This is a genomic window from Nocardioides soli (assembly GCF_014191495.1).
GTDB classification, from domain to species: Bacteria; Actinomycetota; Actinomycetes; order Propionibacteriales; family Nocardioidaceae; genus Nocardioides; species Nocardioides soli.
This window is the reverse complement of the sequence record NZ_JACHWR010000003.1, coordinates 32,760-53,950: the sequence shown is the minus strand read 5'-3', so window position 1 is coordinate 53,950 and position 21,191 is coordinate 32,760. Positions and strand designations below refer to the sequence as shown.

The 21,191-nt window shown below is 69.3% G+C and carries 17 protein-coding genes, 1 tRNA gene and 3 pseudogenes; 8 read left to right on the top strand and 13 right to left on the bottom strand.

Annotated features, from left to right (window positions below; translation table 11 throughout):
• Positions 1-6: 6 nt before the first annotated feature.
• The gene (locus FHU40_RS19115; protein ID WP_252274594.1) at positions 7-222 is read right to left on the bottom strand and encodes a DUF3099 domain-containing protein; all 216 of its coding nucleotides are present in this window, start codon (positions 220-222) and stop codon (positions 7-9) included.
• A gap of 49 nt (positions 223-271) precedes the next feature.
• Between FHU40_RS19115 and FHU40_RS19110 the strand changes: the two genes are divergently transcribed.
• Positions 272-1,243: an aldo/keto reductase gene (locus FHU40_RS19110; RefSeq protein WP_183593973.1), complete on the top strand. Its 972-nt coding sequence runs from the start codon at positions 272-274 to the stop codon at positions 1,241-1,243.
• Between the two features lie 469 nt (positions 1,244-1,712).
• On the opposite strand, the gene FHU40_RS19105 is transcribed toward FHU40_RS19110, so the two are convergent.
• The 4 genes from FHU40_RS19105 to FHU40_RS29655 all read right to left on the bottom strand — a co-directional run bounded on the left by FHU40_RS19105 (position 1,713) and on the right by FHU40_RS29655 (position 4,295).
• Positions 1,713-2,303, bottom strand: a complete 591-nt coding sequence (locus tag FHU40_RS19105) for a hypothetical protein (RefSeq protein WP_183593971.1) — start codon at positions 2,301-2,303, stop codon at positions 1,713-1,715.
• 252 nt (positions 2,304-2,555) lie between these two features.
• Positions 2,556-2,629, bottom strand: a tRNA-Ile gene (locus FHU40_RS19100).
• Between the two features lie 29 nt (positions 2,630-2,658).
• The gene (locus FHU40_RS19095; RefSeq protein WP_183593970.1) at positions 2,659-3,486 is read right to left on the bottom strand and encodes a DUF72 domain-containing protein; all 828 of its coding nucleotides are present in this window, start codon (positions 3,484-3,486) and stop codon (positions 2,659-2,661) included.
• 29 nt (positions 3,487-3,515) lie between these two features.
• Positions 3,516-4,295, bottom strand: a complete 780-nt coding sequence (locus FHU40_RS29655) for a metalloregulator ArsR/SmtB family transcription factor (protein WP_183593968.1) — start codon at positions 4,293-4,295, stop codon at positions 3,516-3,518.
• Between the two features lie 79 nt (positions 4,296-4,374).
• On the opposite strand from FHU40_RS29655, the gene FHU40_RS19085 reads away from it, so the two are divergent.
• Positions 4,375-5,115 (top strand): PIG-L deacetylase family protein, encoded by a 741-nt coding sequence (locus FHU40_RS19085; protein WP_183593966.1) that lies wholly within the window; start codon positions 4,375-4,377, stop codon positions 5,113-5,115.
• 67 nt (positions 5,116-5,182) lie between these two features.
• Here the strand turns inward: FHU40_RS19085 and FHU40_RS19080 are convergent, their stop codons facing one another.
• Positions 5,183-7,054, bottom strand: a complete 1,872-nt coding sequence (locus FHU40_RS19080) for an amidohydrolase (protein ID WP_183593964.1) — start codon at positions 7,052-7,054, stop codon at positions 5,183-5,185.
• Between the two features lie 58 nt (positions 7,055-7,112).
• Here FHU40_RS19080 and FHU40_RS19075 point away from each other — a divergent pair, with 58 nt between their 5' ends.
• Complete coding sequence (locus tag FHU40_RS19075) at positions 7,113-8,120, top strand: LacI family DNA-binding transcriptional regulator (RefSeq protein WP_183593962.1); 1,008 nt, start codon at positions 7,113-7,115, stop codon at positions 8,118-8,120.
• Between the two features lie 30 nt (positions 8,121-8,150).
• Here the strand turns inward: FHU40_RS19075 and FHU40_RS19070 are convergent, their stop codons facing one another.
• The 3 genes from FHU40_RS19070 to FHU40_RS19060 form a co-directional block, all read right to left on the bottom strand.
• Positions 8,151-8,354 carry a hypothetical protein gene (locus FHU40_RS19070; RefSeq protein WP_183593960.1) on the bottom strand — a complete coding sequence of 68 codons (204 nt, stop codon included), beginning with the start codon at positions 8,352-8,354 and terminating at the stop codon, positions 8,151-8,153.
• A 98-nt stretch (positions 8,355-8,452) separates the two neighbouring features.
• Positions 8,453-9,334 (bottom strand): RNA polymerase sigma-70 factor, encoded by an 882-nt coding sequence (locus tag FHU40_RS19065; protein WP_183593959.1) that lies wholly within the window; start codon positions 9,332-9,334, stop codon positions 8,453-8,455.
• A 2-nt stretch (positions 9,335-9,336) separates the two neighbouring features.
• Positions 9,337-9,921, bottom strand: a complete 585-nt coding sequence (locus tag FHU40_RS19060; RefSeq protein ID WP_183593957.1) for a carboxymuconolactone decarboxylase family protein — start codon at positions 9,919-9,921, stop codon at positions 9,337-9,339.
• A gap of 102 nt (positions 9,922-10,023) precedes the next feature.
• On the opposite strand from FHU40_RS19060, the gene FHU40_RS19055 reads away from it, so the two are divergent.
• From FHU40_RS19055 to FHU40_RS19035, 4 genes and pseudogenes are all read left to right on the top strand, one after another.
• The gene (locus FHU40_RS19055) at positions 10,024-10,641 is read left to right on the top strand and encodes a methyltransferase domain-containing protein (protein WP_221200068.1); all 618 of its coding nucleotides are present in this window, start codon (positions 10,024-10,026) and stop codon (positions 10,639-10,641) included.
• 816 nt (positions 10,642-11,457) lie between these two features.
• A pseudogene (gene istA, locus FHU40_RS19050) lies at positions 11,458-12,971 on the top strand (IS21 family transposase); the annotation flags it as partial.
• Positions 12,972-13,516: 545 nt separating this feature from the next.
• Positions 13,517-13,865: pseudogene (locus FHU40_RS19040) on the top strand (transposase); the annotation flags it as partial.
• Positions 13,866-13,891: 26 nt separating this feature from the next.
• Positions 13,892-14,209 (top strand): annotated as a pseudogene (locus tag FHU40_RS19035) (transposase); the annotation flags it as partial.
• Positions 14,210-14,223: 14 nt separating this feature from the next.
• On the opposite strand, the gene FHU40_RS29650 reads toward FHU40_RS19035, so the two are convergent.
• A complete protein-coding gene (locus FHU40_RS29650) occupies positions 14,224-15,954 on the bottom strand; it encodes a tyrosine-type recombinase/integrase (RefSeq protein ID WP_221199478.1) in 1,731 nt (576 codons plus the stop codon).
• A gap of 161 nt (positions 15,955-16,115) precedes the next feature.
• Positions 16,116-17,171 (bottom strand): tyrosine-type recombinase/integrase, encoded by a 1,056-nt coding sequence (locus tag FHU40_RS29645; RefSeq protein ID WP_221199477.1) that lies wholly within the window; start codon positions 17,169-17,171, stop codon positions 16,116-16,118.
• Positions 17,172-17,281: 110 nt separating this feature from the next.
• Here FHU40_RS29645 and FHU40_RS19020 point away from each other — a divergent pair, with 110 nt between their 5' ends.
• Positions 17,282-17,500, top strand: coding sequence for a hypothetical protein (locus FHU40_RS19020; protein WP_425490187.1), 219 nt, complete (start codon positions 17,282-17,284; stop codon positions 17,498-17,500).
• 912 nt (positions 17,501-18,412) lie between these two features.
• On the opposite strand, the gene FHU40_RS19015 is transcribed toward FHU40_RS19020, so the two are convergent.
• Positions 18,413-19,599, bottom strand: a protein-coding gene (locus tag FHU40_RS19015) for an IS3 family transposase (protein WP_183593952.1) whose coding sequence is annotated in 2 segments (ribosomal slippage) — positions 18,413-19,303 and positions 19,306-19,599 — 1,185 coding nt in all. Because the reading frame shifts where the segments join, the coding sequence is not laid out codon by codon here.
• 337 nt (positions 19,600-19,936) lie between these two features.
• Positions 19,937-21,178: an FAD-dependent oxidoreductase gene (locus FHU40_RS19010; RefSeq protein WP_183593951.1), complete on the bottom strand. Its 1,242-nt coding sequence runs from the start codon at positions 21,176-21,178 to the stop codon at positions 19,937-19,939.
• Between the last annotated feature and the right edge of the window lie 13 nt (positions 21,179-21,191).

The following is a 21,191-nucleotide window of genomic DNA, read 5'->3' as shown; positions in this document are numbered from 1 at the left end:
GCTCGATCAGCGGTCCTCGTCGCCCGCGGGCGGTGCCGACTCGTCGAGCGCACCCTGGTTGCCGACGAACGCCGCCACCGGCGGGATCAGGGCGGCCACCACGCTCATCACGATCGCCGCCGTGGTCGACCACAGGCGCACGACGTTCCAGGCCAGCAGGATGAGCACGATGCAGGTGCCCATCAGCCAGAAGTAGGTGCGGTGTCGGCGGCGGCGGTCCACGATCCGACGGTAGCCCCGTCGCGTCCACGGTCGGTGCGACGCTGGAGCCATGCGCTACGCGAAGCTCGGCGACACCGGACTCGACGTCTCCCGCGTCATCCTCGGCTGCATGAGCTGGGGCGACGCCAGCCTCGGCTGGCACCCGTGGATCCTCGACGAGGAGGCCGCCCGCACGATCATCCGGGACGCCTTGGAGGCGGGGATCACGACGTTCGACACCGCCAACGTGTACGCCGGCGGGTCGAGCGAGGAGTTCACCGGCCGCGCGCTGCGCGACTTCGCGCGGCGCGAGGACGTCGTCGTCGCGACCAAGGTGCACGGGCGGATGCGGCCGGGGCCGTACGGCGCGGGCCTGTCGCGCAAGGCGATCCTGCACGAGATCGACGAGTCGCTGCGGCGGCTCGGCACCGACTACGTCGACCTCTACCAGATCCACCGCTGGGACCCGGCCGTGCCGATCGAGGAGACGATGGAGGCGCTGCACGACGTCGTCCGGGCCGGCAAGGCCCGCTACCTCGGCGCCTCGTCGATGTGGGCCTGGCAGTTCGCGAAGGCCCAGCACGTGGCCGAGCGCAACGGCTGGACGCCGTTCGTCTCGATGCAGAACCACTACAACCTGATCTACCGCGAGGAGGAGCGCGAGATGCTGCCGATCTGCGCCGACCAGGGCGTGGGCGTCATCCCGTGGAGCCCGCTCGCGCGCGGCCGGATCACCCGCGACTGGGACGCGGCGACCGCGCGGTCGGAGACCGACGAGTTCGGCGCGAACCTCTACCTCGACGAGGACCGCGCGATCGTCGAGACCGTCGGCCGGGTCGCCGGACGGCTCGGCGTACCCCGGGCGCAGGTCGGCCTCGCGTGGCTGCTCCACCAGCCGGCCGTGACCGCGCCGATCGTGGGCGTCACCAAGGCGCAGCACCTCGCGGACGCCGTCGCGGCGGTCGACCTGGAGCTGTCGGAAGCCGATCTCGAGGAGCTCAGCGCCGGCTACCGGCCGCACCCGGTGTCGGGGCACGTCTGAGGACGCGAGGGGAATTTCCGCAAAACGCCCCACGGCAGCCACCGTGGCGCTAGATTTCACTCGTCAGCCCGCTGGTGACCCGAGACGCCAGCGGGCTGACGTATGTCTCGGGCTCGGTGCTCGGGCTCGAGAGCAGATCTGGTGCGGACCGTCCTGCGGACAGCAGCACGCCGACCGCAGTGACCGCGTCTCCTCGCAATCTGCCGTCCCTGAGGTCGCCGCTCGACGTGTCAGGCGTCGAGCTTGCTCGATCGAGTAGCCACGCGAATCCGCACTCGACTCGTCGGGTGGCAACCGGATGATGATGGCGAGGGGACGGAGTCGGCATGCCTTGCTCGAGGCGGCCCGGCGAGGACGGCGGGCCAGTGCCACCCGCCGGGCGGCGGTGCGTCAGCAACCGAATGTCGCCACCAGAAGGCTGCTCACTCACCGCGGCACCGTCGATGGGCGGACGTGGCGGCACGTGAGGTCATCCCGGCGCCGATTCGGCCAGAGCCTGCGCGGACCTGATCAGCCAGGCGGCATTCACCACGTAGGCCGAGGCTTCGCCTTCCGTGGGGGATACGCGTCCGTGCGCGACAGAATCCCGGAGATCCCGAAGCCGCTCATACTGCCTGACCCAGAACGGCAGGACGATCTCCCTGCCCAACTCTCTGACGACGTCGTCATTCGTTCTGATGGGGCCGGATGCCCTGTCACTGCCGGGCCCGAATCGCGGGAAGTACGCCCTACCGAGTTCCCAGATCGGCGCTTGCACCTCCTCCCAAGCCGTCACGACGAGCAACGACGGATGATCTGCCAGGTCTCGAGCGAGGTTGTAGAGGCGGGTCTCAGAGACCACGGACGCGGATTGCATCCCGCCAACGTCCGCTTCTGCTCGCGCGGACTCGACTTCATTGATGCCGTCACCAAAGGTGAGCTTGGCGCCGAACGCCTCGCCGTACTTGACCCGGCCGATCAAGGCTTTGACCTCTGTGCGGAAGATGAGTGCGACGGCGACGAACGCTGTCGGCCATGCCACAGCGCCCAGAACCTCGGAAATGAACTCCTTCCAGTTCACGACAGTCACTGTGCCCCACGGAAGGCTGGCGGTCACGCCGCGCCGGTGCGCGTTGGTCCTCGACCAGCTTCGGGGACGCCTAGGGCGTACCGACGCCGTCACCGTGCCCGGTCTCGTGTCGGGCGTGGCCGCCATCGGGGTAGCCGGAGCACAGTCCTCGTTGCCGTCGGAGTCCGAGAGGCCCTGGTGAGGGTGCTACCTGCAAGGCACTGGTCGCGGGCCGTCCGGCGGCGACCTGGATGTCTAGCCTCGTGGGGCGGGTGGGGCTCGAACCCACGACCCAAGGATTATGAGTCCTCTGCTCTGACCGACTGAGCTACCGCCCCCTGAGGGCGCGGCCCTCGGGGTCGAGAGTCTAGTGGAGGCCCAGGCGACCCATGAGCCGGAGGGCGTCGTGGGGTGCGAAGCCCTGGGCGTCGTTGTCGAAGTAGACGACCACGTCGGCGTCGCGGGACCAGCGTCGGATCCGCTCGGCCCATCGGTCGAGCGCGCGGTCTGAGTAGCCGCTCGCGTAGAGCTCCTCGTCGCCGTGCAGACGGACGTAGGCGAGGTCGCTGGTGACGACCTCGGCGCGTGGCCAGCGTCCGGCGGAGTCGGCGACGACGCAGGCGATGTCGTGCTCGCGGAGCAGCGCGAACGCCTCGTCGGTGCAGTAGGACTCGTGGCGGAACTCCAGGGCGTGGCGGACCGGGCGGTCGGCGTACCCGCGCGGCGCTCGGGTGAGCGCCCGGTCCTCCCGCACCTTGTCGTCGTGACGCCGGGCCAGGGCGGCGGCCTCCCCCACGGTGCGCGGGAGCAGGTCGAAGAACGACGCGAGCAGGTCGGCGTCGTACCGCAGCCGCTCGGGCAGCTGCCACAGCACCGGACCGAGCCGACCCTCGAGCGCGAGCACGCCCGAGGCGAAGAAGTTGGCGAGCGGCGCCTTGACGTCGCGCAGCCGCTTCAGGTGCGTGACGAACCGGCCGCCCTTGACGGCGAAGAGGAAGTCCTCCGGGGTCGCGTCGCGCCAGGCGGCGTACGACGTGGGCCACTGCAGCGAGTAGAACGAGCCGTTGATCTCGACGGTGCCGAGCCGCTCGGCCGCGTAGTGCAGCTCCTCGCGCTGCGGGAGCCCGCGCGGGTAGAAGTCGCCGCGCCAGCCGGCGTAGGTCCAGCCGGAGATGCCGACGCGGATCTCACCCACGCGGCCTCCGTACCCGCCGCGGGCAGCCCTCACGCGGGCAGCGGCTCGCCCGTCTCCAGCAGCGTCTTGAGGCTCGCGAGGATGGCGGGCCAGCCCTCGCTGATGCCGGGCAGGATCTCGCTCCCCTCGGCGAAGCCGCCGTGGGTCACCCGGAGCTTGACCATCTCCCCCACCGGCTCGATCTCGAAGGTCACCGCCGAGCGCGGCTCGGCGGCGAGGCGGGCGACCTCCTCCGCGTCGGACCCGATCGCCCGGCCGAACTCCGGCGTGATCGGGTGCCAGCGGTAGGACAGCCGTCGCGGCGGGTCGGACTCGAGTACGACGCCCTCGTCGTCGGCCATCGTGACGCCGGCGAACCGCCAGGAGACGACCGACCCGACCCGCCAGTCCGACGTCAGCTCGACACCCCAGTAGCGGCTGGTGAACGACGGGTCGGTGAGCGCCTGCCACAGCGCGTCGGGCGTGGTGCGGATGTAGGTGGTGTAGACGAACTCATGCATGGGAGGTGCCTCCAGGGCGGTCTTGAGATCGGTGAGCGCCTCGGCGCGCCGGCGGTCGTAGCGACTCAGCCACCGCTCGGCGATGGCGTTGATGGGCGCGGCGTCGAGGAAGTGCAGCTTCTCCCGGCCGCGCCACCGCGTGGTGACGACGCCGGACTCCTCGAGCACCGCGAGGTGCTTGCTCACCGACTGCCGGGCCATGTCCAGGCCGTCGCAGAGCTCCCCGAGCGTCTGCCCGCTGCGCTCCTCCAGCCGGTCGAGCAGGGCCCGCCGGGTCGGGTCGGCGAGCGCCTTGAACACCGCGTCCACCCCTCCATTTCATGCAGCCATTTGGCTGCATGTCAAGCGGGCGACGGGTCACGACCCGCCCGCCTGCCATGCTGTCGACATGGAGCCCGAGAAGCTGGAAGCCGTTCCGGAGGACTGGCAGCGCGCACTGTGCGTGGTGGCGCACCCCGACGATCTGGAGTTCGGCGCGGCCGCCGCCGTCGCTCGCTGGACCGGTCAGGGCAAGGACGTCGTCTACTGCATGGTGACCTCCGGCGAGGCCGGCATCGACGCGCTGCCGCCCGACGAGTGCCGGCGGGTGCGCGAGGCCGAGCAGGTGGAGTCGGCCCGCATCGTCGGGGTGTCCCAGGTCGACTTCCTCGGCCAGCCCGACGGCATCCTCGAGTACGGCGTACCACTGCGTCGCGCGATCGCCGGGGTCGTCCGCCGGCACCGGCCGGAGATCGTGATCACCGGCAACTTCCGCGACACCTGGGGCGGGCTCAACCTCAACCAGGCCGACCACATCGCCACCGGCCGGGCCGTGCTCGACGCGGTCCGCGACGCCGGCAACCGCTGGGTCTTCCCCGAGCAGCTCACCGACGGCCTCGAGCCGTGGGGCGGCGTCCGCGCCGTCTGGGCCGCCGGCTCCCCGCAGGCGACGCACGCCGTCGACACCACCGAGACCTTCGACGCCGGCGTCGCCTCGCTCGAGGCCCACCGCGCCTACATCGACGGCCTCGGCTGGGAGAACTGGGACCCGCGCGAGTTCCTCGAGGGCTTCGCCCGGCAGACCGGGCAGCGGCTCGGTACGCCGTTCGCCGCCGCCTTCGAGGTGTTCCCGATGGGCTGGGGCGAGTAGCCGCGCCTCAGCCTCGATCCACCGATTTCCGCCTGCTGCGGGACGCCGCAAATCGGTGGATCGAGGCTCAGCCGCAGCAGGAGTGCGGCGCCCGGCGGCCGGCGGCCGCCGCCAGGGCCGCGCCCGTGCGCGCCCGCCGGCGCCCCTCGGAGCTGTCGGCGTCGTAGACGACCCGGCCCCCGACGAGCGTCGTGCGCACCGACGCGGCCCGGATCGCCCGGGCCCCGGACCTCTCCAGGTTGCGGTCGACCACGATCAGGTCGGCGACCTTGCCGGGAGCCACCGTGCCGCGACTGCCCTCGTGCAGCTGGTAGGCGCTGCCCGCGGTGTGCATCGTGAGCGCGGCGGATCGACTCAGGCCCTCCTCCGCGAGCAGCGGTCGCGGCACGGCGGCGTACCAGGTGCGGTCCATCGCGGTCGCGATCTGGTTGAACGGACGCAGCGGGTCGACCGGCCAGTCGGAGCCGCCAACCAGGCGGGCGCCGGCGCGCTGCAGACTGCGGGCCGGGTACAGCCGGCGGAACCGCTCCTCGCCGATGAACGGCCGCAGCGCGTCGAGCGTCCACTCGTCGCGCACCGCCCACTGGAGCTGCATGCACGCGAGAGTCCCGGTGTCGGCGAAGCGGGGGTAGTCCGCCGGGTGCACGAGCTGGAGGTGCGCGATCGTGTGCCGGTGCCGCCGCGCCGACCGCCCGTTGGCGTTGACCGCAGCCTCGTAGGCATCGAGCGACACCCGCACCGCCCGGTCGCCGATGGCGTGGCTGTGCAGCTGCCAGCCCGCCTTGTCGAGCACCACCGCGAGGCGTTGGTACTCCTTGCTGGAGAGGTAGAGGTCGCCGCGGTTCTTGGTCGGCTTGCCGTCCTCGTCGAGGTACGGCGTGAGCAGGGCGGCCGTCTGCGCGGGGTACTCGATCACGCCGTCCACGAAGACCTTGGTCGTCGTGACGTGCAGGCCCGGCACGTCGCCGTACTTCTTGCGCAGCCCGGCCAGCCACTCGGCCGCCTGCTGGGGGTGCTTGGTCAGCTTGTTCGACAGGCGCAGGGCCGGGGTGACCTGCTGGAGGAGGTGGCCGGCGCTGCGCAGCTCGGCGTACCACTTCAGCGAGTCCTCGCCGGAAGCGGCGTCGAGGAACGAGGTGATGCCCAGGCTGAGCAGGTAGGCGAGCGTGTCGGCGTACGCCGCCTCGAGCTCGGCCCGCGACGGCGGCGGGATCACCCGGCCGACCAGGTCCTGCGCGGTGTCCTTGAGCAGCCCCGTCGGCTCGCCGCTGCCGTCGCGCACGATCTCGCCGCCGGGCGGGTTCGGGGTGCTTCGGTCGATGCCCGCGAGGGCGAGCGCCCGGCTGTTGACCCAGGCGTTGTGGAAGTCGGAGCCCTGGAGGTAGATCGGCCGCGACGTCTTCAGCGCGTCGAGCATCGAGCGGTGGGCGACGGTGCCCGCGGGCAGCAGCCCGACCGGGCTCCAGTCGGTGACCTGGAGCCAGCCGTCCGGCTCCTTGGCGGCGCTCTCGTCGAGGAAGCCCTGGAGCGTCGCCTGGAGGTCGGCGACGGTCATCGAGACGTTGCCGAGCGAGGGGTTCATCGCCTGCTCCGCGGCGCCGAGCGGGTGCATGTGGCCGTCGTGGATGCCGGCCATGATCGTGCCGCCGTCGGCGTGCACGACCTCGGTGCGCCGGTCGGCCATCCGCTTGATCTCGCGGGTGCTGCCGACCGCCTGGATGCGGCCGTCGGAGCCGATCGCAACGGCCTCTCCCCCACCTCGACCGGTGCCGGTGAAGACGTGGCCGCCGACGATGACCCGGGCGGCACGCCGGGGGCGGACCGCCGCCGCGGCCAGCGCCGCCGACGGTCCGACGACGGCGAGACCGGCCGCGGCGGCGCCGGCTCCGGCGACCAGGGACCGGCGGGAGATCTGGGTGACGGCTTCGGGCTCGCTCATGGCGAGGAACGTGGATGATTAACGAGATAACCACAAGGGGTGTGGAACGGGAGGCTCGATGGCGGGGCGACGGGTGCGGCCCACGGTGGGCCAGGTCGCCGAGCGGGCCGGCGTCTCGACGGCGACCGTCTCGAACGCGCTCAACGGCACCGGCCGGCTCTCGGAGGAGACCCGGCAGCGGGTGCTCGAGGCCGCGCACGACCTCAGCTACGTGCCCTACACCTCGGCCCGCGCGCAGGCCCGCGGCGGCACGGGCGTCCTCGGCCTCACCATGGCCACGCACGGCGACGTGGCCGTGCCGTACACCGAGATCCCCTACTACGCCGAGCTGATCCTGGCCGCGATCCGGGCGGCACACGAGCGCGGCTACCTGCTCGTCGTGCTGCCGGCGTCGATGTCGTCGTGGACCTGGCTCACCACGCCGCTCGACGGGGTGGTGCACGTCGAGCCGCGGGTGCACGATCCGGTGCTGTCGATCCTCGCCAAGCGCGGCATCCCGCTGGTCTGCGCCGGCCGACCGCTGGAGTCACGGCGCTCCGACGCCTGGGTCGACACCGACGACGGCGCCGCGCTCGTCGACCTCCTCGACCACTTCCGCACGGGCGGCGCCCGACGGATCGCGGCCGTGCTACCCGACCACGACGACGCGTTCCCGGCGATCCTGCGCTCGGCGTACGACGGATGGTGCACGGCGGCGGGCCAGGAGCCGGTCGTGGAGACCTTCACGCCCGACCTCGCCGGCGCCGGCGAGCGGGCGGCGATCGAGGCGGCGCTGCGGCGCTCCCCCGACGCGGTCTTCGGCGTCTACGACGACTCGGGCCGGCTGCTGCTCGAGGCGGCGGCCGAGCACGACCTCACGGTGCCGCGCGATCTCGCCGTGGCGTGCTTCAGCGACGACCCCGGTTACGCACACCTCGACCCGCCGGTCACGACGGTCAGCATGCGGCCGGCCGAGGTCGGCGTCGCCTCCGTCGACCTGCTGGTCGGGCTGGTCAACGGTCGGCGTGGGCTGCGGCGACAGCGCCTGCTGGCCGGCGAGCTCCGGGTGCGGGCGTCATCGGCCTGACGTCGCCCTGCCATGGTCCGGCGCGCTCGGTCACGAGCGACCGTGGTGCGCCGGCCGGTGCGCCAGCTCGCGGAGATCCAGGAGGTAGGGACCTGGTTCCGCGACCGGGGCGGCGTCCTTGTCACGCTCCACCCACTTGTGGTCGTCGCGCCAGACGACGACGAGCGCCAGGACGGCGGCGATCGAGATCAGCGCACACACGCCGATCTGCAGTGCGACCGGGACCTCGCCCATGTCCACCAGTCTGACTCCGCCGGCTCCGGTCCGCCAGGGGTCGACGACGGCCCCCGCGGGACGGCTCGCGTTCGGCGGTCGCCTCGTGGAAGGACGACCTAGCGGCTGACCGTCGTCTCCACGTCGATCCGCCCGAGCTTGGCGGGGTTGCGGACGGCGTAGATGCGGCTGATCCGGCCTTCGTCGACGGCGAAGGTGACGGCGGTGTCGTGGCCGTCGTCGGTGCCCACGATCAGCGCCCCGAGCGCGCCGTTGAGCGGCACCGGCAGGATCTCGGCCCCGGGGGCGAGCCGGGCGAACGGCCGCAGCAGGTTGGCGACCTTCTTCGCGCCGACCACGGGGTTGACGACGGCCTGGGCGACTCCGCCGCCGTCGGCGACGAGCACGACGTCGGGCGCGAGGACGTCGAGCAGCCCCTGCAGGTCGCCGCCGGTCACCGCCGCGAGGAACCGCTCGACGACCTCTTGCTGCTCGCCGCGGCTGACCTCCATCCGGGGCCGCCGCGCCGCGACGTGCTCGCGCGCCCGGTGTCCGATCTGGCGTACGGCGGCCGCGGACTTGTCGACCACCTCGGCGATCTCGCCGTACGGCAGGTCGAAGACCTCCCGCAGCACGAACACCGCGCGCTCGGTGGGCGTCAGCGTCTCGAGCACGGTGAGCATCGCGAAGGACACGCTCTCGGCGAGCTCGACGTCGTCGGCCACGTCCGGGGCGGTGAGCAGCGGCTCGGGCAGCCACTCGCCGACGTACTCCTCGCGCCGCCGGGCGTTGGAGCGCAGCCGGTCCAGCGTCTTGCGGGTGACCATCCGCACCAGGAACGCCCGCGGTGCACGGACCTCGGCGCGCCCGTCCGCGCCGATCGCGTCCCACCGCAGCCAGGTCTCCTGGACGACGTCCTCGGCGTCGGCGGCCGAGCCGAGCATGTCGTAGGCGACGGTGAAGAGCAGCCCACGATGCGTGACGAACGGATCCTCGGTCACGGTCACGAGCCTACGGCGGTGGGCCGCGCGAGCGGCTTGAGGCCGCACGCCGCGGCGAACCCGTCGGACTCGATGCCGAGCGCCACGTTGGGGCGCGTGGTGAAGTTGGCGAACGCGATCACCGCGGTGAGCTCGACCAGTGCGGCATCACCGAGCTGGCGCCGCAGCGACGCCACCATCTCGTCGGTCACCGTCGGTTCCGTGACCGTCATCGCCTCGGCGTACGCCAGCACCTCCCGCTCGAGCGGCGTGAACGCATCCGACTCCCGCCACCGCGGGATCTCACGCGCCTTGTCCATGTCGAGGTTCTTGTTGTGTGCCTCGAAGTAGTTGAAGTCCAGGCACCAGCTGCAGCCGACCTGGGCGGCGACCGCCATGTGCGCGAACGACTTGAGCTGCTCGTCGCAGGTGTCCCACTTCCGGACCTTGCCGCCGACGGCGGCCATGCCCATCATCACCTGCTGGTTGTGCCAGTAGACGCCGAGCGAGCTCGGCACCCGGCCCAGGGTCCTCTTCGCGAACCGCTTGATCAGCGCGCCCTTGAAGCCGGTGATCTCGGCGGCGGGGATGCGCGTCGTGCCCGTCATGTCGTCCTCCTGTGTGAGTCGCTTCGACATCCAGACGACGGCCGGCGGCGAGTTGTGACAGCGACGTGGCCCGCGGGGCCGCCTCCTCGGTAGCCTCACACCGTGACGGGTGAGATGTCCGGCATCTTCGAGGAGTTCTACGCGAGCGCGGAGGCCGGCGGAGCCCGGCCGCCCTGGGACTACGGCGCGCCCCGTCCCCAGCTCGTCGAGTGGGCCGAGACCCGGGACCTCGCGGGCAGTGGCCGCGAGGCGCTGGTGGTGGGGTGCGGCTACGGGGCCGATGCCGAGTTCCTTGCGCTGCTGGGCTTTCGGACCACGGGGTTCGACTTCGCACCGACCGCGATCGCTGCCGCGCGGCGCACGTACCCGGACAGCGAGGTGGACTACCTCGTCGCGGACGTCTTGGACCTTCCTCGTGCATGGCAGGGCAGGTTCGACCTGGTGGTGGAGAGCCTCACCGTGCAGTCGATGCCGCCCGAGCAGCACTCGGTCGCGGCGCAGAGCATCGCCGCCCTGGTGGCGCCAGCAGGCACTCTCCTGGTCCTGGCGACCACGCGCGACGAAGGAGCCGAGGTGGAGGGCCCGCCGTGGCCGCTCAGCCGCACCGAGCTCGACGCCTTCGCCTACCGCGGCCTCGCTCTGCGCCGCGTGGAGCGGATCCAGGACGGCGCCTGGTGGCGAGCCGAACTGACCAGAGGCGTGGGCGACTCACGCACCTGACGATCCTGCTCCCGAATCCGCGGATCCACGACACTGAGGTCGGGTACGACGAAAGCCTGGCGTCACCGCAGGCGATGAGAGCCTGTAGGTACCAAGAAGACCCCTGGTCCGCGTCGCCGCAGACCAGAGGCCCTCTTCGCTTGCTCCCCCGGTTGGACTCGAACCAACAACCCTCCGATGCCGCCCCGACTGCGATGAGGCGTTGACACCCGTTGACGACTTCAGCGGGTAAGCGGCGCTTGAACTGGGGAAACGCTGGAACCTAATGCTGTCGGGCTGGCGATGGTTGACAGCCCTTGACAGAGTTTCTGGCCTGTTTCTGGACACCTTCGAGTTCGCGAGGAAGCGGCCCTCTCGTTTGGGTCGCTGCCTCCGCAGGAGCCGATTGTGCTGACCAGACTGGGCCGAAGAGGGGCGACAGAGCGCCAACGGCCAGTTTGCGGTCCCCGCGGGTGAACCGCCTGTGAGTGTTCGTCGTGGCTGGCCTGGGGCTGGCTGGCAGGGTTGGCGGCGGTTTCTCGGATCCGGCGTGACTCTTGAATCGCCTGACCCCTCCGGGGTGTCTTGCCCGGGATCTGTCCGCCAGGTCCGGGGGCCGGCGTCGACCCTGGTCCACCACGATGGCTTGATGAGAAGCATGTCCAACCAGTTGTCCGTGGCCATGAAAAAGTCCCCACTGGTGGCCAGGTTGAGGTCCCCGCTGGTGGCCAGATAGAAGTCCCCACCCTTCGTGTCGTGTCGTAGCCGACGGTGAAGGCCCTGCGTGGTGACGGTGGCGGTGCCAACCAGTCACCGAGCACCACGCAGGGGCTTCCATTGAAGAACGCGAAGGAACGGATGGACGTGATTTCGGCCTACCGAGATGTAGGCACTTACCGGGGAGCGGCCGCGATCTGCGGGACGACCCACAAGACCGTCAGACGGATCATCGAGGCCCACCAGGCTGCCAGTCGGGGCGATGCGCCGGCGTCGCGGGCGGTGCGGCCCAAGAACTACGAGAGCGTGGCCGAGTTGGTCGCGGCCAGTGTGAAGAAGACCGAGGGTCGGATCAGCGCCAAGCGGTTGCTCCCGGCTGCCCGCGCGGCTGGCTATGGGGGCTCGGACCGCAACTTCCGGCGCCTGGTCGCCGAAGCAAAGTCCGCTTGGCGGCAGGGACAGGCGCGGGCCGGTGGCCGTCGTCCGGCGGTGTGGTCACCGAGCGAGGTGCTGGCGATCGACTGGGGTGAGGAGGTCGTCGCCGGCCGAAAGGTGCACGTGTTCTGCGCGGTGCTGGGTTGGTCGCGGTTCCGGTTCGTCCGCTTCGCTGCTGATGAACAGCAGGCCACCACGCTGGGCATGCTCGCGGAGTGTTTCGAGGTCCTCGGCGGGGTCCTGAAGACGGTGCTGGCCGACCGGATGGGCTGCCTGAAGGGCGGCGTGGTCGCAAACGTCGTCGTCCCGGCGCCGGACTACGTCCGGTTCGCGACCCACTACCGGTTCCGGCCCGACTTCTGCCACACCGCAGACCCGGAGTCCAAGGGCATCGTGGAGAACCTGGTCGGCTACGCCAAGGACGACCTGCTGGTCCCGCTCGAGCTCGACGACCCCTGGGTTGGCGGCCTGGCTGGGCTCAACGCCCGAGCGCGGGTGTGGTGCGGCGAGGTCAACAGCCGCCGCCACAGCGAGATCCACGCGATCCCCATGGAGCGGCTGGAGTCGGAGCGGGAACTGCTCGCCGAGCTGCCGTCGCTGCGCCTGGAGGTGGGCGCGAAGCCGACCACGAGGAAGGTCGACAAGCTGTCCTGCATCCGGTTCGGCTCAGCGCGCTACTCGGTCCCGAACTGCCTCATCGGGACCACCGTCACCGTCGTCGTGGACGAGCGGGAGAGGGTGCTGCGGGTCATCGAGCCGGTGACCGGCGAGGTCCATGCCGAGCACCAGCTGGTCGCGCCCGGGGAGACCAGCATCCTCGACGCCCACTACGACCGCCCCCGTCCCGACACGCCGCACCGTGGTGCGCGTCCGCGGACGCCGGTCGAGCGGGAGTTCCTGGCCCTGGGCCCGGTCGCCGAGCAGTTCCTGGTCGGCGCTGCCGCCGCGGGCGTGACCAAGCTGGGCACCGAGATCGCCGAGATCCTCACCCTGGACGCGGCCCACGGCACTCACCGCTGCTGGCCGCACTGGAAAGAGCTGTGGCGTTCGGTCGGTCGCGCGCCGACGACGTGCGGTCAATCTTGGCCACCAACGGCCACGCCCCCCGGCCCACCGCCGCGGGGCAGGCGCTGGTGATGACGCTGCCCACGGTCCCGACCAGGTCACTGGACGCCTACCGCGTCGACGCACCAGGCGGCGAACTCGACGGCGTCCTGGTCGCTGCTGAAGGCACCGGCTCCTACGGCGCCGTGCTCGCTGAGACCCTCACCGAGGTCGGTTACCGGGTCGTCGAGGCACCCACGCCGCGTCGTGAACGTGGCCGCGGGAAGACCGACGCCATCGACGCGGTCGCGGCAGCCCGCAGCACTCTCACGATGCGGTGGCCCGCCTACGCGATCGACGCGGTGGGCAGGACCAGGTTGCGCTCCAGGTCCTCACCACCGCGCGCGAGCAGCTCGACGCCGAGCGCCTACGAGCGATCAACGCGCTCACCGCACTGGTGCGCACCCACGACCTCGGGATCGATGCACGCCGCGCGTTGACCAGGACCCAGATCCGCCAGATCGCCAACTGGCGTCGCCGTGCCGAAGCCATCGGTCTCGCGACCGCGCGCGCCGAGGCCGTTCGGTTGGCCGGCCGAGTCGCCGAGCTCGACATCGAGTTGAAAGGCAACCGCGCTCAACTCACCGCGCTCGTCACCACTCGCGCACCCGAACTGCTGGCGATGCCGGGCGTCGGGGCCGTCACCGCAGCCGTTGTGCTGTGCGACTGGTCTGGTCCACCCAGGGCGGGTGCGCAGCGAAGCCGCCATGGCCCAGATCGCCGGCACCTCCCCGATTCCAGCGTCCTCGGGTAACACGGTGCGTCACCGACTCAACCGCGGCGGCGACCGCCGCCTGAACTGGGCGCTGAACACCGTCGTGCTGACCAGGATGCGCACCGACCCAGCGACCCGCGACTACGTCACCAGGCGCACCGCCGAAGGCAAGACCAGCCGCGAGATCAGGCGCTGCCTCAAGCGCTACGCGACCCGCCAGATCTACCGAACCCTCGCCGCCGCCGCTCCCGACCTGCCGGCTTCGGCTGCTTGACAGCACATAGAAGCATCCCGGGTCTGATGGAGGCTCTCAATCCATGGAGGATGAGAGTCATGTCAGCACCCAGGAAGTACGGCGACGAGCTGCGTGAGCGGGCCACGAGAATGGCCGTTGAGCTCCGCCAGGACCCGGCCACCAAGCCAGGCGCGATCAAGCGCGTTGCCGACCAGCTGGGCATGCACCCGGAGACGTTGCGGAACTGGGTTCGTCAGGCCGAGATCGACGGCGGCGTCCGTCCCGGCACGACCACCGATGACACGAAGCGGCTGGCTGAGCTGGAGCGGGAGAACCGCGAGCTCAAGCGGGCCAACGAGATCTTGCGAACCGCGTCTGCTTATGTGGGTGATCGGTGTCAAGCGGGGGTGTCGTCGAGCTTGGTGAGCAGGGCGTCGTAGACGTCTCGGCGGCGGTCGTGCCCTTGTTCGGCGGCGTTGTTGCGCTGGGCCTGGATCGTGTCGCGGTGCTCGATGGTGGTGAAGAACATCGTGCAGGACTCGCAGATGGTCTCGTACTGGCAGTCGAGCTCCCGGGGGCGACCGCAGTAGCCGTTGCCGAGCAGACGCTTGGCGGCCTCGTTGCGTAGCACGCGCATGTTCGGCCCGGCAGCCTCGGCGGGCAGCACGGTGGGCTGGTCGTGGTGTTGGTAGAGCGCCTCGACCTTTTCGGTGACGGCGAAGTACTCCTCGGCGACGGTCCGGTCGGCGATGCGGGCGTAGACCATGGTCATGGACAAGTCGTGGTGTCCGAGCAGGGCGGCGATCGCCTCCAGCGACATGCCGCGGTTGATGGCCTGGGTGGCCAGGGTGTGACGCAGTTGGTGGGGGTGGACGTGCCCGATCCCGGCGGCGGTCGCGGCCTTCTGGACTGCCTTGTCGACCCTGGTCGGTGGGATCGGCCGTCCGCGGTCGGTCAGCAGCAGCGAGGTCACCTGCCAGCCGGGCCGGTCGGCGATCCACTCGTCGAGTAGGCCCTTCAACTGGGGATGCAGCGGGATGTACCGGTCGGTGTGGAGCTTCCCGACGGGGGTGCGCAGCCAGTAACCGGCGCCGATCTGGACCACCGCATCGACGGTGAGTCCGAGCAGTTCACCACGACGCATGCCGGTGCGGGCCAGGGCGATGACCACGAGCCGGTCCAGCGGGTCGGGCAGGTTGCGGGCTGCGTTCATGAACGCGACAGCTTGGGCGTCGTCGAGAAATTTCGGCAGCGGCTTGTCCAGTCGGGGACGGTCGCTGGCGTAGACCGGGATCCGTGCCGGGACGTCGTCGTAGCCCCACTCGATGATCCGGGTGAAGAAGGTGTGCAGGTGCCCGATCCGCATCCCCAGCGTGGTCTTCGACAACGGCCTGCCCCGGTAGCCGGGCCGGGTCGCGAGGAGGGTCTTGTATGCCTCGATGTGCTCGCGGCTGATGTCCGCGGCCCGGGTCACCGGCGGGTCCGCGGCAACCAACATGGCGGCGAACTGGCGGAAGGTGGTGTCGAAGCAGGCCACCGACGAGGGCCGCAGGCTGAGCAGGCACTGGTCCAGGTAGCGACGCATCGTGGCGACCATGATCGGCGCTGTGGCGTGGAGCTGCTCCCAGGTGACCTCCTTGACGGGACGGCCGGTCCACCGTCGCCGGATGTCGGGCGGTGGTGCCTGGCCGCGGTGGAACATCACCGCATCCAGGCCGAACAGCGGCGTCGACAACGTCTTGGGTCGGTATCCCCGGACCGTGATCACGGTGTCGTGGATCAGGCGGCGCGCGTGGCTGTAGACCGCCGGCGTGATCTGGTCGGGCGCGGTGCCCGTGGTCAAGCAAATCTTCGCCAGGTAGGCGAACATCCGGTGAGTCTCCTGCCGGCAGTACCCCAGACTGGCGGCCTGATCACCGAACCGGGCGACCTGCTCGGGGTAAGCGTCGGCGACGTACTTGCCCCAGCGGCATCCAGAGGTGACCACGAAGACCGGGTCGACCGGGACGCCGCAGTGCACCAGGGCGTGCCCCGCGAACGCCATCACGTCACTGCGGGTATCGCGGCGTTCCTGGACCGACAGCGCCAGCCACGCATCCAGGTCGCCGTAGCGGTTGATGAAACCCACGACACCACGGCGCCGGCACCGACGACCTGACTCACCGGAAGCAGCGTCGATGTAGGCACGAGCGGCCGTATCCAACGTCGGCGCCGCCAGCGGCACCGCTGAAGCCGGCGTCGTCGATGGAACTACCTGCGGTGACACGAGGTCATTGGCGGCGTTGGTGCTCACGATGGTTCTCCTGAAATCTCGTCGTGCCAGTTGTCGAGGATGGCCATGGCCTGCTGGTACTCACCGGCGAGCCAGTCGTTGGACAGGTGCAGGTAGATCCGGGTGGTTTCGATCGAGGCGTGCCCGGCCTGTGCCTGGATCGCCTCGAGCGCCATCCCCGCTTCCCGGAGCCGGGTGAAGCAGGTGTGCCGCAGCTCGTGGCACGTCGCGTGTGTCAGCCCCGCGCGGCCCCGGGCACCGGCCAGCACCTGATCCAGCCCGGCCGCGGTCAGCGGCCGGCCGCGGGTGGGACCCTTGAGGACGACGAACACGTGGTCTTCGCCCGCACTGGGCGCGTCGCTGGGACGTTCAGCGCTCAGGTAGCTGGCCAACTGTGTGAAGAAGGCCGAGACGACCGGTACAAGGCGCTGGTGGCCGCCCTTGCCGTCGGCGATGAAGACCCGCCGGTCGCCGATGTGGACATCGCCGAACCGCAGCCCGAGCACCTCACAGCGCCGCAGCCCGGCATGGACCATCAACGAGATCATGGCCCGGTCCCGATCGGTCCTCAGCGCCGAGGTCAGCGCGACGACCTCCTCCGGCAACAGCACCCGCGGCATCTTCTTCGGCGCCCGCACCAGCGGGGAACCGCGGTGGCCCCGGTGACGGGCGTTGATGCTGCGCGGGACAGGGTTGCGGTCGCATATCCCCCGCAGCAACAAGTAGTCGTAGAACGACGATATCGTTGCAAGCCTGCGCTTGATCGTCGACGCCGCGAGCCCGGCTTCACCGTCGACCAGCCGAACGACGTTCCCGCCCCTGCGGGGCGCGCGCTGTTCCTCGATGAACCCCAGCACGTCGGCCACCTCGACCTGCTGCGGCGGCTTGGCGACCACGGTGAAGAAGACCTTCAGGTCGAAGGACTGCGCGACCAGCGAGTTCGGGCGCACCCGCGCAGCGGTGAACCGCAGGTACTCATCGACCAGAGGGTCGCCCAGCCGGGGCGACTCACCAACCGAGCTGATCAGACACGGGGTGAACACGCCAGCCATCACGGCCTCCTCGACGGGCACTGCAACCAGCATCCGCCCCGAGTCACCGCCCAGTTGGAGCGACTCGCGGATCACCTACATATCAAGCCGTTTTTCGCGGCAGCGGAGCTCGACCGCAAACTGAAGTGACCGTGGCCTACATCGACGCCCACAAGGACCGGGTCGTTGAGGGCCGCCGGCTCGGGGTCGAGCCGATCATCACCGCCCTGCGCAGCGCAGGGGTGGAGGTCGCCCTGAGCACCTACTACGCCGCGAAGGACCGGGAGCCCTCGGCCCGGGCGGCCCGCGATGCCGAGCTGGTTCCGGAGATCCGCAGAGTCTGTCGGCTTCGTCGTGGCTCAAGTGCTTGACAGGACCCTGGATCGGGCGTGTGACGCGAATGTTTGGCCTGTCCCGGCAGGCACGGCCACCATCTGCGCGTCCGATGGCCACCTTGCCGGTTAGCTTCTCGCCGCGCCCGGCCACCGTCCTCCACTTTCGACTCCGGTCGACCGCACAGACCCGATCCTGCCTCCCACTAGGAGACCTCGTTCCAGTTCCTCACCGCTTCGGGCGGCAAGGTTGCTGGGAGAGTGCAACGCGGCCCGGCTACTAGTCCCGCGACAAACACGCAGCGGGCTCGGCCGCAACGAACTGATCGTATCAACCTTCCACCTGATCGTTTAGCAACCGCGACGGCGGATCTCCTCGCTGCGCCGGCCCAGTCATATCCCGGCCCTTGGTAGGGGGTGTTTCTAGAGATTCGGCCGAGTGACGATCGTGTGGTGCCCACCCACGCAAAGCGCCAGCGCCAGCGCCAGCGGAACTTCATGGCGCGAAGGCCCGGAGGACGATGTGCATATGACACTGCAATAGACCTCCCCTCTGTCGCCGATCACGAGCTTGATCGACAGAGGCTTGAGCCCAGAACTGAGCATCACGTCGACGGCAGCTCTCTCGGGATGGCCCTCAAGAGTCAGCCAAGCGCGCTCACCGACGGCGTTCTCCACCTCGAGCGATGTCCTGTCCCCTCCAACCCTGCATTGGCGAACCACTCCGTAGCGTACGATTCGGCCGGCGATGGCGGGATACCCCTCCGGCGATTCCGCTGACACCAACCTCTCATTGCAAGGCACCGAGCTCATTAGGGCCTCCGGCTGGTTTTCCAAGGTTCTCATGACCCGACGGTAAGACCGGCAAGCGTTGAACGCCATCCAAGCTGTTTCATGCTTCGGAACATTCGGGCATGGTTTGGGTCTGCTGAAGGATCAGGGGACTTCTGATTACGCTGCCTGATCGGCGGCCTTGGTCATGATGAGTTCGAACTCGACCGGGGTCAACCGGCCGAGGCGTTCTTGGCGTCGGCGGCGGTGGTAGGTCCGCTCGATCCAGGTCACGATGGCGATCCGGAGCTCGTCGCGGGTCTCCCAGCGACGCCGGTTCAAGACGTTCTTCTGCAGTAGCGCGAAGAACGATTCCATCGCGGCGTTGTCGCCTGCTGAGCCGACTTGGCCCATCGATCCGACCAGGTGGTGACGCCACAGCGCCTGCTGCAGCTTCCGGCTTCGAAATTGCGAGCCTCTGTCTGAGTGCAGCCGGCATCCTGCCACCGACAGGCCCTCGACGCCGCGTCTGGCGACGGCGTTGTTGAGGGCGTCGACTGCGATCTTGGACTCCATCCGGTCACTGATGGGGTAGCCGACGATCCGGTTGGACCACATGTCCTTGATCGCACACACGTAGAGCTTCCCCTCGCTCGTGCGGTGCTCGGTCAAGTCCGTGAGCCACAGCTGATTGGGCCCGGCAGCGGTGAAGTCACGGCGCACGAGGTCGTCGTGCGCCGGCACCCCGGGCTTGCCCTTGCCGCGGCGCTTCTTCTTGCCGAAGACGCTCCACCAGCCGTTGTCGGAGCAGATCCGCCACACAGTCCGCTCCGACACGGTGTGTCCGGCGTCAGTGACCTCGTCGAAGAGGAACCGGTACCCGAACTCGGGGTCGTCGCGGTGGGCGTCGAAGATCGCGTTGGCCAGGTAGGCCTCTCGCAGCTCCGAGTCGGTGACCGGCGCAGCCAGCCACCGGTAGTAGGGCGAACGCGCCACGCCGAGCACCTGCAAGGAGACCTCGGCCGGGATCCCGCTCGCCGCGAGGTCTCTCACGAGCGGGTAGAGCCTTTTCCCGGGAGGTTCGCCTGGGACAGATAGGCGGCCGCACGGCGCAAGACCTCGTTCTCCTGCTCCAGCCGCCGGATCCGGCGCCGTGCCTCGCGCAGCTCGTTCGCCTGCTCCTTGGTGACGCCGGGCTTGATCCCGTCCTCGATGTCGGCCTGCTTGAGCCACTTCGACAACGTCACCGGGTGCACACCGAAGTCGTGCGCGATCTGCTCGAGAGTCTCGCCCGGACCACGATCACGGGCCACCCGGATCACGTCTTCCTTGAACTCCTTGGGATACCTGCCAGCCACGAGGACCATCCTTCCAGCCAGGACTCTCGTCCTAGCCGTTCTGGAAGTCCCCTATCTCTTCAGCAGTCCCTTTTTCTCCGCTCGAATTCCCGTTAAGAGGTGTGCGCGGTCGCCGAAATCGTCGGCGACGGGTACGCCGGACAAGCCGCGGCCACCGCGTGATCCCCAGAGCACTCGAATGGAGTCATCACGATGAGCGCTCCCACGTCGACCCCGCTCGGGGAAGCCCTCGCCGCGGCCGAGCCCCGATCTGATGCGAGGCCTCCTGCAGATGACGGTCATCCGTAGGAATGACGATCTATTGTAGACCCTGGGCATCGACTCGCCAGCCGGAAAAGTTGGCTCACTATGGTTGCCGTACCCGAATTCTGCGGAGATCATTGGAGGTATCCGCCAACTCAGTTGGCTCAATGCGCCCTCCCGACTCCATCAGACGCATAGCGGCCCGCACCTCGCGTCCGCGATTTATCGCGAATGCACCGACAAGTTGTTCGTTGCGGAGATGGAACGCGCAGAAGCCATCGTCTTCGACACTGCCACGAACCACGACCTCGTCCCCGTCATCGACAACGCCTGCGGTCTGAATGTTGAGGTCATACTGGTCAGACCAGAACCAAGGCACAGGCCGTCGGGACGCTTCTTGGCCAAGAATGGCCGCGGCCACGCTGTCCGACTGTTCTTGGGCATTCTGGAATGATTCCAGACGACGCAGCCCCGACCCCGCCCAGACGTCCGGCTGACTCGTCACATCACCCGAAGCGAAAACACGCGGGTGGCTCGTCCGGCCGAACTCATCGACCACGATGCCGCCCTGGACGTTCAACCGCAGCGAACGTCCCAGTCCAACCGATGGCTCCGTACCGATGCCGATCACGACAACGTCAGCCTCCAGCAACTCTCCTTCGTCGAGCTCAACCGCTCGCACTCGGTCTTCGCCCACCAGCCTCCGAACCATCGTACCGGTACGAACTTCCACGCCCTTCTGCCGATGCTCCTGCGCAATTATGTCGCTCCAACGGGGCGGTAGTGCGCGGGAAAGGACGTGTGGCATTGCCTCCAGGATAGTTACGTCGCAGCCGAGGGTTACCGCGCTGGCTGCGACCTCGCATCCAATGTAGCCTCCACCTATAATCACTATCTGCACGCCTGGTTTCAAAGAGTTAGACAGAGCGGCCGCCTCCGCTATATCTCGCAGGTAGTGAACACCTCCGAGGTTTCCACCTGGCACGTTCAGGACCCGATTCTTAGCCCCTGTGCAGAGGACGACCACATCAAAGCCTCGACGTTCGTATCCCGACTCAACGCAAAGCGACGACAGGGACGGGTCGATGTCAGCAACTGTTTCGCCCGTTCTGATCTCAACGTCAAGCTCGGCCCACTGCTCATGTGAGCGGATGAGTAGCGAGTCCGGAGTCGTCAGACCGTCGAGCAGAGCCTGCTTTGACAGGGGGGGACGCTCGTAGGGCAGATGTGGCTCGGCGCCTATTAGGACTATCTCTCCACCGTACCCGCGATGCCGAAGCGACTCGGCAACGCGCGCTCCCGCGAGATTCGCACCCACGATGGCGACGCTGTCCAGACCTTCCACGCTGACCCCTCCT